The 14,031-nt window shown below is 66.6% G+C and carries 11 protein-coding genes and 7 pseudogenes; 13 read left to right on the forward strand and 5 right to left on the reverse strand.

Annotation, left to right across the window (positions count from 1 at the left end):
• From ACFVJQ_RS44230 to ACFVJQ_RS44245, 4 genes and pseudogenes are all read left to right on the forward strand, one after another.
• A pseudogene (locus ACFVJQ_RS44230) lies at nucleotides 1–329 on the forward strand (short-chain dehydrogenase/reductase); the annotation flags it as partial.
• Between the two features lie 42 nt (nucleotides 330–371).
• Complete coding sequence (locus ACFVJQ_RS44235) at nucleotides 372–1,202, forward strand: SDR family NAD(P)-dependent oxidoreductase (protein WP_385791558.1); 831 nt, start codon at nucleotides 372–374, stop codon at nucleotides 1,200–1,202.
• A gap of 16 nt (nucleotides 1,203–1,218) precedes the next feature.
• Nucleotides 1,219–1,595 (forward strand): annotated as a pseudogene (locus ACFVJQ_RS44240) (Dps family protein); the annotation flags it as partial.
• 22 nt (nucleotides 1,596–1,617) lie between these two features.
• Nucleotides 1,618–2,391 (forward strand): annotated as a pseudogene (locus tag ACFVJQ_RS44245) (SDR family NAD(P)-dependent oxidoreductase); the annotation flags it as partial.
• A gap of 311 nt (nucleotides 2,392–2,702) precedes the next feature.
• Here the strand turns inward: ACFVJQ_RS44245 and ACFVJQ_RS44250 are convergent.
• The gene (locus tag ACFVJQ_RS44250) at nucleotides 2,703–2,828 is read right to left on the reverse strand and encodes a hypothetical protein (protein WP_385791560.1); all 126 of its coding nucleotides are present in this window, start codon (nucleotides 2,826–2,828) and stop codon (nucleotides 2,703–2,705) included.
• 135 nt (nucleotides 2,829–2,963) lie between these two features.
• Between ACFVJQ_RS44250 and ACFVJQ_RS44255 the strand changes: the two genes are divergently transcribed.
• Entirely contained in the window at nucleotides 2,964–4,118 is a 1,155-nt protein-coding gene (locus ACFVJQ_RS44255; protein ID WP_385791562.1) for a PP2C family protein-serine/threonine phosphatase, read from the forward strand.
• On the opposite strand, the gene ACFVJQ_RS44260 is transcribed toward ACFVJQ_RS44255, so the two are convergent.
• On the reverse strand, nucleotides 4,111–4,383 hold the full coding sequence (locus ACFVJQ_RS44260) for a hypothetical protein (RefSeq protein ID WP_385791564.1): 273 nt from the start codon (nucleotides 4,381–4,383) through the stop codon (nucleotides 4,111–4,113). The two genes, ACFVJQ_RS44255 and ACFVJQ_RS44260, sit on opposite strands and share 8 nt — an antisense overlap.
• 161 nt (nucleotides 4,384–4,544) lie before the next feature.
• Here ACFVJQ_RS44260 and ACFVJQ_RS44265 point away from each other — a divergent pair.
• The 8 genes and pseudogenes from ACFVJQ_RS44265 to ACFVJQ_RS44300 all read left to right on the forward strand — a co-directional run.
• A pseudogene (locus ACFVJQ_RS44265) lies at nucleotides 4,545–4,913 on the forward strand (transposase); the annotation flags it as partial.
• A gap of 121 nt (nucleotides 4,914–5,034) precedes the next feature.
• On the forward strand, nucleotides 5,035–5,547 hold the full coding sequence (locus ACFVJQ_RS44270) for a transposase (RefSeq protein ID WP_385791566.1): 513 nt from the start codon (nucleotides 5,035–5,037) through the stop codon (nucleotides 5,545–5,547).
• Nucleotides 5,548–6,039: 492 nt separating this feature from the next.
• Nucleotides 6,040–6,180, forward strand: a pseudogene (locus ACFVJQ_RS44275) (ATP-binding protein); the annotation flags it as partial.
• A gap of 57 nt (nucleotides 6,181–6,237) precedes the next feature.
• On the forward strand, nucleotides 6,238–7,011 hold the full coding sequence (locus ACFVJQ_RS44280; protein ID WP_385791568.1) for a methyltransferase domain-containing protein: 774 nt from the start codon (nucleotides 6,238–6,240) through the stop codon (nucleotides 7,009–7,011).
• A gap of 915 nt (nucleotides 7,012–7,926) precedes the next feature.
• Nucleotides 7,927–8,019 (forward strand): annotated as a pseudogene (locus ACFVJQ_RS44285) (transposase); the annotation flags it as partial.
• A 37-nt stretch (nucleotides 8,020–8,056) separates the two neighbouring features.
• Nucleotides 8,057–8,164 (forward strand): annotated as a pseudogene (locus tag ACFVJQ_RS44290) (XdhC family protein); the annotation flags it as partial.
• Nucleotides 8,165–8,364: 200 nt separating this feature from the next.
• Entirely contained in the window at nucleotides 8,365–9,564 is a 1,200-nt protein-coding gene (locus ACFVJQ_RS44295) for a hypothetical protein (RefSeq protein ID WP_385791570.1), read from the forward strand.
• Nucleotides 9,565–10,055: 491 nt separating this feature from the next.
• Complete coding sequence (locus ACFVJQ_RS44300) at nucleotides 10,056–10,373, forward strand: hypothetical protein (RefSeq protein WP_385791572.1); 318 nt, start codon at nucleotides 10,056–10,058, stop codon at nucleotides 10,371–10,373.
• 16 nt (nucleotides 10,374–10,389) lie between these two features.
• Here the strand turns inward: ACFVJQ_RS44300 and ACFVJQ_RS44305 are convergent, their stop codons facing one another.
• The 3 genes from ACFVJQ_RS44305 to ACFVJQ_RS44315 form a co-directional block, all read right to left on the reverse strand.
• Nucleotides 10,390–11,682, reverse strand: a complete 1,293-nt coding sequence (locus ACFVJQ_RS44305; protein ID WP_385791577.1) for an IS256 family transposase — start codon at nucleotides 11,680–11,682, stop codon at nucleotides 10,390–10,392.
• 83 nt (nucleotides 11,683–11,765) lie between these two features.
• The gene (locus tag ACFVJQ_RS44310) at nucleotides 11,766–12,254 is read right to left on the reverse strand and encodes a hypothetical protein (protein WP_385791579.1); all 489 of its coding nucleotides are present in this window, start codon (nucleotides 12,252–12,254) and stop codon (nucleotides 11,766–11,768) included.
• A gap of 566 nt (nucleotides 12,255–12,820) precedes the next feature.
• Nucleotides 12,821–13,357: a hypothetical protein gene (locus tag ACFVJQ_RS44315; protein WP_385517886.1), complete on the reverse strand. Its 537-nt coding sequence runs from the start codon at nucleotides 13,355–13,357 to the stop codon at nucleotides 12,821–12,823.
• Nucleotides 13,358–14,031: the final 674 nt, after the last annotated feature.

Consider the following 14,031-nt stretch of genomic DNA (forward strand, 5'->3'; position numbering starts at 1 on the left):
CCGCCATCGAGCCCGGCTCCTTCCGCACCGACTGGGCCGGCCGCTCCATGCACCGCGTCGAGAGCACCATCGCCGACTACGACAAGATCTTCGCCGCGACCCGCGAACGCCGCCTCGCCATGAGCGGCCACCAGCCCGGCAACCCCGCCCAAGCCGGCCGTGCCCTGCTCGCCGTCATCGATGCCGAGAACCCGCCGACCCACCTCATCCTCGGCAGCGACGCACTCCGGCTCGTCACCGACGCCCGCGCCGCCTTCGACGCCGAGACCGCCGCTTGGAGCGAGCTGTCGAAGTCCACCGACTACCCCGACGGCGAACAGATCGCATGAGAGAACCGACAACGACCGGAGATTCGATTGAGAACACATGACATGACTGTGGTGCTCACCGGCGCGACCAGCGGCATCGGGCGAGCCGCCGCCCGTCTGCTGGCGCCGCAGGTGACCCGATTGATCCTCCATGGCCCGCAAAGGCCACAAGAAGTCACTGGGCAGCTGGAGGAGCTCCGCGCTGCCGGCTCAGGAGAGGTGCATTACGTACACGCTGACTTCGACAGCCTGGCCATGGTGCGCGCACTCGCCTCCGAGATCTCGAAGATCACGGATCGGGTCGATGTGCTCATCAACAACGCCGGCCGCCCGGGAGCACCGCGACGCCGGCTCAGTCACGACGGCAATGAAGCGACTCTCCAGACGAACTACCTGGCGGCCGTGCTGCTCACCGAACGTCTCACCCCGTTGCTCGTTGCATCCGGCGGCCGAGTAGTACATGTCGCTTCGGCGACCCATCTGTCCGCTTCGCTCGACCCGGACGACCTCAATCTCGAGCGCTCCCACTACAGCGCAACGACTGCGTACGCGCGCTCGAAGCTGGCCTTGGTGGCGCACGCTCGGTGGCTGGTTGAACAAGCGGCCCCGCCGCAGCCGGACACTGTAAGTCTCCACCCGGGAGTCATCAGCACCGAGCTCTTGCACGCCATGTTCGATATCGGCGGTGACTCGGTCGTGCACGGAGCGCACAACGTAGTGAATGCCGCCCTGTCCACCGGTAGGTGGGCCGGCCAGTACCTGGACGAGAGACGACCGGTCCAGCCGAACCCCATTACCCTCGACGCCGATTTCCGGCACCGGCTCGCACATCGCACCTTCGATCTCTTGCACCGCTCCGGCAAAGCACCTGAAAAGGCTGAAGTTCTCCCCTGAGGATGGAGGACATGCCATGTTTGTCATTACGAGCCCATTGCCGGAAGCCGACCGCAAGGTCATCGCCGAGGCCTTGCAGGGCGCCCTGGTAGACCTGCTGGATCTGTCGCTGACGGGCAAGCAGGTCCACTGGAGCCTGTACGGGCGACGCTTTGCTCCATTCATCTCCAGCTCGACGAGGTCGTGACGGGCGCCCGGGAGTTCTCCGACGCTGTCGCCGAGAGGGCCGCTGCGCTCGGCATCACGCCCGACGGCCGGGCGGCGACCATCGCTGCCGACAGCAACGTGCCCGTCTACCCCGCTGGTTGGGTACAGGACAGCGACGCAGCGACCGCAGCCGTGGAGTCCTTGGCCTCGGTCATTGCCCGGATGCGGGAGCGGGTGACGAACACGCGAACTCGCCGACGTCCCCGCCGCGGGCCTCGTGCGGACCGTGGCGCTGGACCTGGCAGACCTGGCGTCGGTGGACGCGTTCGCGCGGGCCTGGCGCAGGCCGCTCGACATCCTCGTGGCCAACGCGGGGATCATGGCGCTTCCGGAGCGGACCGTCACAGACGCGGACTGGGAGATGCAGCTCGCCACCAACTTCCTCGGGCACTTCGCCCCGGCCGGCGCGCTGCACGCTGCGCTGGGTGACGCGGGCTCCGCCCGCATCGTGGTCGTCAGCTCCGGCGCCCACCGCTGGGCGTCCTTCGACTTCGACGACCCGTACTTCGAGCAGCGTCCCTATGACCGGTGGGTGGCCTACGGGCAGTCCAAGACCGCCGACGTCCTGTTCGCCGTGGGCGCCCCTCGCTGGGCGGTCGACGGCATCACCGCCAATGCGCTCGATCCAGGGTTCATCCTCACCAACCTCCGGCGCAATCTCGACGACGACACCATGCGTGCGTTCGGCGTGATGGACGAGGACGGGAACCTCACCCCACCGCCGCACTGCAAGACTCCTGCGCAGGGTGCCGCGGCGTCCGTGCTGCTCGCCGCATCGCCGCTGCTCGATGCCGTGACCGGCCGCTACTTCGAGGACAACCAGGAGGCGCAGGTCGTACCGGCCGACGCGCAAGGAGGCGGCGTCGCTGCCCACGCCCTGGACCTACGCAATCGCGGAGGGCCCTCCGCCGTCCTGCACGACACGGCCCACACCCCGTTCCGGGTCGAACCACTTCACCACTCCCACGGGCCCCGCACATAGCCCCCGCATGCCGGCCGCTGATCGCACAGCTTCCACCTGCGCACGACCAGCGACAAGGGGCGCGGTCCCCGGCGCACGAGACACGCACCCCGGCGCTCGCTTCAGCCGTCCACCACCCTCAGTCGCTGTGACACACCTCACAGGAAAATTTGGACAGACTGGGGCAAGCTTAGGGGCTTGCGCATGAAGTAGCTGAGGAGTCTCACGCCGCATGGCCCACGGAGCCCGTCCCCGCCACCCTGCACACCCTCAACCGGATCTGACCCGGGTACGCGACTGTGATCGCTGCCGGGTATGGGGAGTCGTCGTCATCAGAGCCATCGGGTGCAGTTCTCCTCGGTGCAGGCCCGGTACGAGTCGGCCTGGAGCTGGACCAGGTCGTGAGGGAAGGAGGCCTGTGCCGCGCCCGCCGCATAATCGAACGAAAAATCGAGCACACCAGGAGTGTGTGCCGGAATCTTGGATCTGGCATCAGGCGGATCTGCGGCCAAGTCGGAGGCCTCAGTGCTTCACATGGCGGGAGTTCGGTCCCTCAGGAGCTCACCAGAGCGTCAGCGAGGCAGCCTGAATCCATGGCGTCGCTCTTTCGCCCACCTTCTCGACCAGGAGCGGACGCTCACAGCAGGGTCCTGCTCACACTGGCGCAGTGCCTGCCGTTCGTGATCGCGCTGGCCGTGCTGGCCATCGAGCTCACCCCCGCCCACTTCATCTATACCGGCCCCCTGCTCGTCGCGACGCCGGCGCTGGCCGCAGTGACGATCGGCCCCAAGGGCACCATCTCGGCGACGGCTCTGGCTCTGGCGATCAGCGTGACCACCGCTACCTATAACCAGGCGTGGGGCACTCTCCAGGTCTATACCAACTTCCTGGCTCTGACTCTGGTCTCCGCAGCCGGCTTCATCATCAGCAGCGCCGTGCGTGCGTACCGGCGGCGCGAGCTCGACCAGGTTCGCCGGATCGCCGTGTGCGCACAGGAGGTCATTCTGCGGCCGGTCCCCGAGCGTCTGGGCCCGGTGCGGGCGGCCGGCCTGTGCCTCGCGGCCGGCACCGGGGCACAGGTCGGCGGTGATCTGTACGAGGCCGTGCAGACGCGGTATGGCATCCGGATGATCGTGGGGGACGTCCGCGGCAAGGGGCTGAACGCCATGCGCGCGGTCGCCACGACACTGGGCGCCTTCCGGGAGGCCGCGCACTACGAGGAGGACCTGGTCCAGGTCATGAACCACTGCGCCGCCGCGCTGCGCCGGGAGGCCGCCGTGCCGGGCTCCTATCCCGAGGAAGCCCTGATGGAGGGATTCACCACCGCACTCATCGCCCAGATACCCCACGACGAACCCGTAGTACAGCTGGTCAACCGCGGCCACCCACCCCCGCTGGTACTGCACGAGGGCCGGACCCAGACCTTGATGCCCACCACACCGCTTCCGCCCCTGGGCCTGGAAGACCTGATGCCCGACCTTCCCGAAAAGCCGGAGAGCCACCCCTTCGCACCCGGCGACCGCCTGCTCCTGTACACCGATGGCGTGATCGAAGCCCGCAACCCCGACAACACCTTCTTCCCCCTGCCCGAGACCATGGAATCGATCAGCTTCAGCACCACCCCTCAGGAATTTCTTCACCAACTGCACCACGCATTGATCCACCACACCGAAGGTCACCTCGCAGACGACGTAGCCATGATCCTGGCCGACCGGCTCGACGAAGGAGCCGACATCCCGGTCACCTGAGCATCTCCTCCAGGTCGGCCAGCGTGTCGGCGGCCGGCGTTCCGGATCGGGCCTCGCGGATGGTGATGCACGTGGCGGTGAAGTCCGCGAGTTCGAGGATAAGGTCGAAGAACTCGCCCTGATCGCGAGCGAAGGTTGCCCCGAGCACTTCGCCCGCGCTCGTCTGGTCCGCCAGCAGCGCCCGGATCACGGGCAGCGCGTTCAGCTTCGCCTCTCCCTTAAGGATCCTCACCGGCCTCGCCCGCGAGGAGAGGAACGCCGACACGGCGCAGTGAGACCGATCTCGCTGCGCTTCAGAGGAAGAGCGTTTCCGGGCGGCATAGGACGATCCCCTGACCTGACTCTATGAGGGCCGAGCCCCCTTTCCTGCTCAGCCCGGCGGTACCTACTGTCCGGGTAGGTGCGAGCTCGGGAAGGAGGCCCTCGATGTCTGTCTACGTCGGTACCGACGTGCATCGCAAGCGCTCGCAGATCGCCGTGGTGGGTCACGACGGTGCGGTGCGAGTGAACCAGAATGTGCCCAATGGCGTGCACCCCGTGTCGGGGGTCATCGGGGACCTGCCGATCGGCGCGCCCGTCGCCTTCGAGGCCGCGTTCGGTTGGGGCTGGTTGGTGGAAATGCTGGAGGACTACGGCTTTCAGCCCCATCTGGTCCATCCCTCACGGTGCAAGGCGATCGCCTCGGCCCGGTTGAAGAACGACAAGGTCGATGCCGCACCCCTCGCTCAGCTGCTGCGTGCGGACCTGCTGCCGGAGGCATGGATCATCCCCGCGGCCGTCCGGCAGCAGCGCATCCTGCTACGCACCGCTTCCACTTGGTGCGCCTGCGTACCCTGCTGCGCAACCGCATCCACGCCGTGCTCGCCGAGCACGGTCTCGAGCGGCCCGGGGCCTGTTTCACTGCCGCAGGGCGGGCGTGGCGGAGGGCCTCGACCTTCCGGACGCCTCCCGCATCGTCGTCGACCAGTTGCTGGCCGTGCTGGACGCGCTCAAGGAGCCGATCGATGCCCTGGACCGTCTGCTGGCCGCCCGGGCCCGCGATGATCCACGGGTTGCTGCCCTCACCCGGCTACCCGGGGTCGGAATCCTCACCGCGCTGGTAATCGTCACCGAGGTCGGCGACATCTCCCGCTTCCCCGATGCACGCAAGCCGGCCTCCTGGGCCGGACTCACCCCCACAGTCCGCAGCTCGGATCTGACCGTCCGGCACGGCCACATCTCGAAGCAGGGCTCGGCATGGCTACGGTGGATCTTGTGCGAGGCGGCCCAGACCGCCAAGAGATCACCCGAGTTCGTGGACACCTACCAGGCCATCGCACACCGCCGCGGGAAGAAGATCGCCACCACCGCCATCGCCCGGAAACTGATCACCCGCGCCTACCACGTCCTGCAGGAAGCCGACATCGAACCTTGTAAGAGGCCTCGGTGAACCGCCACCGCCGCAGGCGGTCGCCCGGCGCCGGTGCGCTCGTGAAACTGCATGAGCCGACTCCGCCGCGCTCGATGACCTGACTGAGCAGCCCGGTTCCCCGAATCACGACCATGGCACCAAGCAGCAGCCTGGTGCCGAATGGGTGCATGCGAGACCTCTTCGCCGGCCCAGATCACCACTCGGGGATACACAACAGCCACCACCGCTACGGCTCTTCGCTCACTCCCACGCCGTCAACGAAAACCCAAACAGACACAGCCCCGGCCCCACCGCGGAGCCGCAGGCCAGACCGACTCACGTCTTGACAGCATCGACCCTCATGGGTGCAGTCTCGCCTCGGCCACCGGCATACCTTCCTCGCACCTGAACGGTCAAGGCGGCACCTTGAAAACCGGGCTGCTGCCACGAGAACCAACGAGGACCGCAGGAGCGGGATACGGCCAGGTGGCAGCGGCAACCCTTGTGAGAGAACAAGTGCCAGCCCCAGACGGCTGGTCCAAAACCTTCACCGACCCGAGGCTCTGCGCGGCGATCGTGGACCGACTCACCTTCAACGCCACCCTCATAGAGACCGGCACTGAGTCCTACCGCCTGGCCCGCACCAAGGTCAGGAACAACAGCACCAAATAGAAGCCCGTCCTTGAATCGCGCTGCCCACGGATCATGGACCGTGTTTCACTTTCCCGCATGTCAACCACTCTCGGCGCGCCCCGACCTGACCAGGCCGCCTACATGCTCCGAGCTGCGGCCAGCGCCGCCGGCCGCAGCTACAAGCAGGAGTTAATGGAACTGCTGGACGTCCAGCCAGACCAGACCGCGCTCGACGTGGGATGCGGCCCGGGCACAGACCTGCCGACGTTTGCGGAACGTGTCGGCGTGAGCGGCACAGTGATCGGCGTGGACCGCGACCCGGCGATGCTGGCAGAAGCCCGCCGACGCACCAGCGGCCTGCCGGCAGTTCAAATCCGCGAAGCAGACGCCCACGCCCTCCCCGTCGAGCCCGGCACGGTGGACCGGGCCAAGATCGACCAGGTGCTCATGCACGTCGCCGAGCCGGCCGGTGTGCTGGAACAGCTTCACCTGGTCACGCGGCCAGGGGCACGGATCGGTCTGGCCGAGCCGGACTGGGACACCCTGGTGGTCGATGCCGAGGATCTCGACACGAGCCGCGCGTTCACGCGTTACACCACGTCGGAAGTGGTCCGTCACGCCACCATCGGCCGCCGGCTAGCCCGTCTCGCGGAGCAAACAGGCTTCGTTGTCGAGACGGTGAGGGCCACGACACCGGTCTTCCTCGACTTCCAGGACGCGGATCACACCCTGGGACTCGGCCGCAACATGCAACAAGCCATCCAGGACGGTCACATCGACGAAGCACGCGGCCGCCGGTGGTTCACCTCGCTTTCCGAGGGGCCCTTCTTCGCCTCCTTCACCCTCGTCGCCGTGATCTGCTCCCGCTGACGAAGAGCCGGGACTCGCGCGGTGACAACTGCGCCAGTCCCGGCTGCCGATCTGGAGACCGGTGGTCCCAAATCAAGCCGCCACCCGGAGCCACCTCACAACGCCTGATCTTCACAAACCACCCGTGAACTGAGGCCAGTTGGAGTCGCCTTGGTGGAGCAGCTGAACGCCGCCCTAGTCACCCTGCTCGGCCGTGAAGGAGTTGCACCGCAACTCGTGGCGGGGCGGTCTGGTCCTGGAGACCGGCGCCGGGGAGAGGGGCGACTTTCTGTGGTTCGACAAGTCCGCGTGGGACATGCTCTATGACTTCTCCAGCGTCTGCGCTGATGCCGTGCGGGCTCAACTGCTACGCGGGCCGCGTCAAAGCCGGCGCCAGCACAGAGTCCGGCTGGTCTTCAGTGGCGCTTCACCTGGTCGGTCGGAGCTGATCTGTTGGCTGCTGGTGCTGTGGCGTGTCTCGGTCTTGCCCTGTTCGCAGCGGTTCGTGGCTGATCGGCCTGGCGTTGTGCCAGGCGGCGATGGGCAATCTTGATTGCCCAGGATAGGGCGGGTATTACTCGCGCAGAGCAGTGGGTCGATCCTGATCACAACAGCAGTGAACGCCAGACCACATTCTGTGGATATCGCGTGCGCGTCGACCGGACAGCGCTGCTGCACCATCTTGCCCAGACCGGAACCCACCTCATTGTGGAGGTCCGGATTGGACGATATCGATCAGACTTCGACGGCTCCGGCTACCGCACCCCCAGAAGCAGGATCTACCTCATCGACGCCGCCGGCCCAGTCACCGCCCGCTGACTCTGCCGCCGCTTTCGGGGAACGCATCCGCACCGAACTCGGTGAGGAACACCAACAACATTCTCACGCGCTGGCTCACCCCTCACGCAAGCTCGTCTGATTGACGCAGCCGATCATGCGCAGGCCGTGATCATCGCCACCGGCATCACCAAGGACGGCGGACGCGAAGTGCTGGGACTGATGGTCGGCAACAGCGAGACCGAGGTGTTCAGGCGGGCGGCGCCGGCCAGCGCGGCGTCGTGCCGCTCAACTGGCACGACTGCGTTCACCGATCGGCCTTGACCTCGGCGCGCGCACACCTGAGGAGACGGTCCTGTCGATCGTCGCCGAGCTCGTCGCCGATCGCCACGACGGCTGCCCTGAGAAGGAGGCACGCGCATTCACCATGACACCGCGGCTGTCTCCTGGGCCGTCATGTGACAGATCCAGTGGGCCGCATGGTGAAACTGACCGACTTATTGGGCTTTACACATCCGGTCAGATGACCGATGTCCCGAGGACTGATCCGCGCCATGGTTGCGGCAGTGCCACCGCATTCATGAAAAGTGAGGGGTCATGCCCGACAAACAACCGACGTCCACGTCCCGTACTCAGTTCGGCAAGCTGCCGGACCAGCCGACGGTGACGACTCCGGCGCACCGGCACGCCAAGGCGTTTCTCGATGCCGAACGTGCCCGCATAGGCACGCAGCCCGGCCTCGGCATGGCGGGCCTCCTGGTGGTCGTTCCGGTCGCCTTGCTGTTCGCGTTCGGGCTGGGTGGCGCGGAGGACTCGGTTGTCGTCCTCTCGCCCCTCGTCACATTCGCGCTGCCGCCCCTGACGGTGATCGCCTTCTGGTGGGAGGACTGGCCGGGTTCCAGCCTGCGTCCCAAGTGGTCAGCATGCGTGGACATACTCCTGATCGCGGCAACGGGCATCGCCCTGGCGGTGGCGGCGCAGCGGGTGATCGGTCATGTCGACGCCGCCGGTATCTTCGATCCGACTCCGGGGCCTGGTCACTCACCGTTGTATCCCGCCTCGTTGCCCCTGGGACTGACCGCCTTCACGGCGATCCTGCAACTGACCCTTGCCTTCGAGGGCTGGCCGCTCAAGCGCCTGCCGCGGCTCGTCGGCGGGATCGCGGCACTGGCGCTCTCCTGGGCCGTCGCTCTCCTGGTGCAGTACGTCGCCTACGACTTTCCCGCCCCGCCGGACTCCGGCCTGTTCAGCCGGAGCGGGCCGTTCTCCCGGGAGGACATCTCCGTTGTGCTCGCCGTGTGCGGTTCGTGGCAGGTGTGGCTGTTCATCGTCTGGCGTGGTTGGCCCATGAACGCATTGCGGAAGCGATGGCTTCGGATCGTCGTGGGGAACGTGCTGGTGCTCGGTGGCGCGGCGCTCACCTACGCGCTCGCGTACGGCGCGGGCGGGGTGGAGCCGCCCGCCATCCTGGCGGCCGCCACCAGCTTCAGTGCCGCCGGGGTGCTTGTCGGCATGCTCTTCGAAGGGGCGTTGCGCCCGTATCTGTCCGCCGCCTGGGAACGCGTGGCCACCCTTGCCGTCACCGTGGCGGTGGGAGCCGGGCTCTGTACCGGGCTGCTCGCCTACGCCAACACGCTCACCTGGTCGACCTCCAACGCTGAGGCGTGGGTGGGACATGCAAGCATCAACGCATTGGCGTTCGGCGTGATCCTGCACGTGGCGGTCTGCCGCCGCTGGCCACTGGACGACAAGACCTCGGCACTGCGGCAGCCCGAGGCGCCCGAACAGTCGCCGTGAGCCGGACCGGACCGTCCACGGCCTTCCGGGGCCCCGCACTCGGATGCTGCGGGCGGCCCTCGCCGTGGTCGACCCCGATCGGCTGGCGGAGATACGGCGGACGAAGGACGAGGCGTCCACGAAGGCACTGGAGTGGCAGTCGCTGAGTGTTGCGGAGTTGGGTGCCGGCTGGGCCAGGGGCATCGGGTTCGCCCGCCGCCCCCGACCTTGCAGCCCGGCATGCCCGGGCCATGAGCACGCTGGAGGACGAGGACCCGGTTGCCGCCAAGGACGCGCTGCGGGAGCTGAGCGAGGTCCTGGACGAGGCCCTGAAGGCGGTACGCGCGTGAGCTGGACGTGGGAGTACGCCTTTTCGGTGGTGCAGGCGGCCCGTACCGCGCCCCGCTCGTTCGTCGCTCAAGTGGGGTGCAGGGCCGCAGAGTTGGTCAGGCCGGCCGAGGCGTCGTATGCGCGCGGCCGAGCCACGGCGGGTTCGATTCGAGGGGGGCCGGATGTCGCCGTTCCCGGCGGGATGTTCCGGCTCACCCCTGGCGAAGATCATCACCGGACTGCTCCGGACACCGGACGCGCCCCGCCCGCAGACCGACACCCTGACCGCAGACATCGCCCGCCTCAAGAAGGCCGACCGAACGCTGCGCTCTCAACATGCGGCCGAGCAACGGGAGGCGCGCCCCACCATCGCCGCCTACGCCAACCACATCCAGACGCTGAGCCTGCGAAACGCCGAACTCGAAACGGAGAACGCCACCCTGCGCGAAGCTCTCCACCACGGCGGCTCCGTGGCCGGGTCTGTCAAACGAGCGGTGTAACTGGGGTGGTTGACGGTTACTGACGGGCCGCTGAGAGTCGGCCGTCGAAGGTGATGTTGAAGGCGTTCAGCGCGGTCTTCCAGCGCATGGTCCAGCGGGCCTGTCCCTTGCCGGTGGGATCGAGCGACATGATCGCCATGTAGACGCACTTCAACGCGGCTTGCTCGTTCGGAAAGTGACCGCGGGCCTTGACCGCTCGCCGGATGCGGGCGTTGACCGACTCGATCGCGTTGGTGGTGCAGAGGATCCGGTGGATCTCGGTGTCGAACCGCAGGAACGGAGTGAACTCCTCCCACGCGTTCTCCCACAGTTTCACGATCGCCGGATACTTCCTGCCCCAGGCATCGGCGAACTCCGCGAACCGGTCCAGGGCGGCCTCCTCGGTCGGAGCGGTGTAGACAGGCTTGAGCAGTCTGGCGATCTTGTCCCAGTCCTGGCGGGCGGCATAGCGGAAGGAGTTCCGCAACAGGTGGACCACACAGGTCTGCACGATGGTGCGGGGCCAGACCGTCTCCACCGCCTCGGGCAGGCCCTTGAGCCCGTCGCAGACGAGCATCAGCACGTCGTTGACACCGCGGTTCTTGATCTCGGTGAGGATGTGCAGCCAGTGCTTGGCACCCTCACCGCCGTCGCCGGCCCACAGGCCCAGGATCTCGCGCCGACCCTCGGTCGTGACGGCCAGGGCCACGTAGACGGGCCGGTTGGCGACCGCGCCGTCGCGGATCTTCACGTGGAGGGCGTCGATGAAGACCACCGGGTAGACGGCGTCGAGGGGGCGGCTTTGCCATTCGGCCATGCCCTCGAGGACCTTGTCGGTGATGGTGGAGATGGTCTGACGGGAGACCTCGGCGCCATAGACCTCGGCCAGGTGAGCCTGGACTTCACCGGTGGTCAGGCCCTTCGCGGCCAGCGAGATCACCATTTCGTCGACGCCGGTCAGGCGCTTCTGCCGCTTCTTGACGATCTTCGGTTCGAAGGAGCCGTCCCGGTCGCGGGGCACGGATATCTCCACCGGCCCCACATCGGTCAGCACGGTCTTGGAGCGTTTGCCGTTGCGGGAGTTGCCACCGTCTTTGCCCGCCGGATCTTGCTTGTCATAGCCGAGGTGATCGGTGATCTCGCCCTCGAGAGCGGACTCCAGCAGCCGCTTGGTCAGCTGCTGCAGCAGCCCGCCCTCACCGGTCAGCTGCAGACCCTCGGCCTGGGCCCTGCTCACCAGCTCGTCGATCAGCTGGTCATCCACGGCCTTCGCCGACACAGTCGCCGCCGACTCGCCGGCCTCGTGCTCGGCCACGTTCTCACTGGTCATCGATGCATCTTCCATGATCGGGAGTTACACCGAACGATTTACAGTCCCGAGATGGTGCCGGGTTGCGTGGCTAGGGCGTGGTGTCACCGGTCGTTTGTGGAGAGGTTGAGTTCTCCGCGGAGCCGGGGGGGTTGGAGTCGGTGGTGTGGGGGGGTGTTGTGGGTGTTGTGGTTTTGGGTGGGTTGGGGTCGTGGTGGGTGTGGTGTTCTGTTTCTGCGTGCGGGTGGGGGGAGGGCGGCGTCTTTGCGTGCGGTGACGTTTTCGTACTGGCGGATGAGTTCGGCCACGTGTGTGGTGTGTTCAGCGGATCCCTCGGTGAGTTGTTGTTGTGCTCTGAGGAGTTCGCCGTGGATGGTTGCGTATGAGCCGCACAGTTTGATGGTTTCTTCGGTCCTCTCGCTCAGCCCGGTGACGTGGGGGGCGGCGATGGCGAGTGCGGAGACGCCGGTGAGTACGGAGAGGACCACCTGCGCGGTGAGCGGCGGGGCATGGGAGATGAGGGGCCATGCCATGAGGCCTGTGCTGAAGATGACGGCTGCTGCCACGACGTTGCGCAGCTGGACTTGTTGCATCAGGTGCACGGCTTCTCTGGGCATTCTCGTCGCCCAGTAGCCGGCGCCTGCGATGCTTTGCTCGAGTCGCCGTGACAGTAGGGCGTCAGGCGTACTCGTCGGCCTTCGGAAAATCTTGGACAGCAGCCCCATGGCACTCTCACAGCGTGGAGGGAAGGTCCTCCCACGATGACTGCTGCCGGGTGTGCTTTTCGGACACCGACACTCCTATTTCCGGATAACTGATCCGTATGGAGCAATCGAAGTCGTGTCGGCTGATGTGCCGGCCGCCGGTTTCGCGTCGTTGAAACTGGCGCTGGGAATGCTTAGGCTTGCGGGCGACGTGGGCGGGGCCCCGGCGTGTTTTTGCGATCATGTGTGGCTGGGCGCATAGTGAACGACGAGACGTGTGGGTTGTCGGCCGCACAGTCGTGGAGCCATCCGGAGCTGGGCGCCCCGCGAGGGGGTGACCCGATGCCGGAAATCCCCGGCCCGATTGAGGCGGGCCGGGGTTTCCGGTGCCGCGTGGGCGGCCGTGTTGCTCTTCTGTGTCACTGCTTCTTCGTGGTGTGCCTTGACGGCTGGTTTCAGTAGTCCTTGTCCTCGTCGTGGTCCTCGTCGTCGTAGCCCTTGTCGTGGTGGCTGTCGATCACCTTGAAGCTGCCCACGATCACATCGCCCTCTACGTTGCCGTCGACCACGAACTGGGAGGACTTGGGCGGGAGAATGGCCTCCGGTGTGTTGCTGCAGTTGGCGGTGTCGAAGAACTCGACGATCTTCTTGCTGAGGTTTTCGACGTTGAAGGTGTCATCGGCGACGGGGCCGTCGCCGTTGGGGATCTGGACGCTGGTGACGGGGAAGCACTGGTACTTGTGAGCCGGGTACTTCTGCCCGTTGACGATGACCTTGCCCTTGTCGTGGTGCTTGTCGTCCCCGTGGTCCTTCTTGTCGTAGCCCTTGTCCTCCTCCTTCTTGCCGCTGTCGCCGCCGTAGGGGGCGTGGGCCGGGGCGGCCTGCGGGGCGGACTGAGAGGACCCGGTGGCGGAGGCGTAGGTCATTCCGGTGAGAGTCAGGGCTGCGACGCCGATGGCGGAAGTCGCAAGGGCGACAGTACGCGTCTTCATTTCTTCTCCTCGATGACAGAGGTGGCCGACTGGGCAGCCGACCCGTGAATGAACGTACTGACCGCATTTCTGGCTGTCATCTCGGACGGGTCCAAGGTGTGATTCCAGGGGGCTGACCGGGCGCATTCTGAGGCCATGTCATACGGCCTTCTGATGGACTGATCACCCGTCAAGACCCAGTAAAATCAGGGGTGTCCGATTGCGGCTTTGGACTGGCCGGGTGATTAATCTGACCGACCGACGGGCCGTCACCCTGTCGGCCAGACCCTCGCGTATTTCGATACCCCCAAAACGCGCATCGGGTCCGCAGGGCATCTTTCGTGCACAGCCGCGGGTAGCCTCGGCCGGGCTCCCGGCGGCCCGGCCGCCCTGCCGCCGGGGCCGACATGCGTGACCCGCCTGAGCCGTCACCTCTCCGTCTGCTCCGAAGACATGAAAGCTGCGATGTGCCGGTTTCGGCACTGCCGGATGGTGACAGTGCCAGAGGATCAGCCGGATGTACCTCTGGTTCGGCGACGCGCCGGAGGCTTTGCAGGTCCCGCTTTTCGTGCTGCGCGTGTGGCAGAATTCCCCGCGTCCGGCCACTGACGTTTTCTCAACGCCTTCATTTCCACGAGTTGTTGAGGACGAGGGCGGCTTGGGCGATGGCGCCGATCCGGCTGGGGCTGAGCGTG

The organism is Streptomyces sp. NPDC127197, from assembly GCF_042672405.1.
In the GTDB taxonomy this organism is placed as follows: Bacteria; Actinomycetota; Actinomycetes; order Streptomycetales; family Streptomycetaceae; genus Streptomyces; species Streptomyces flavusporus.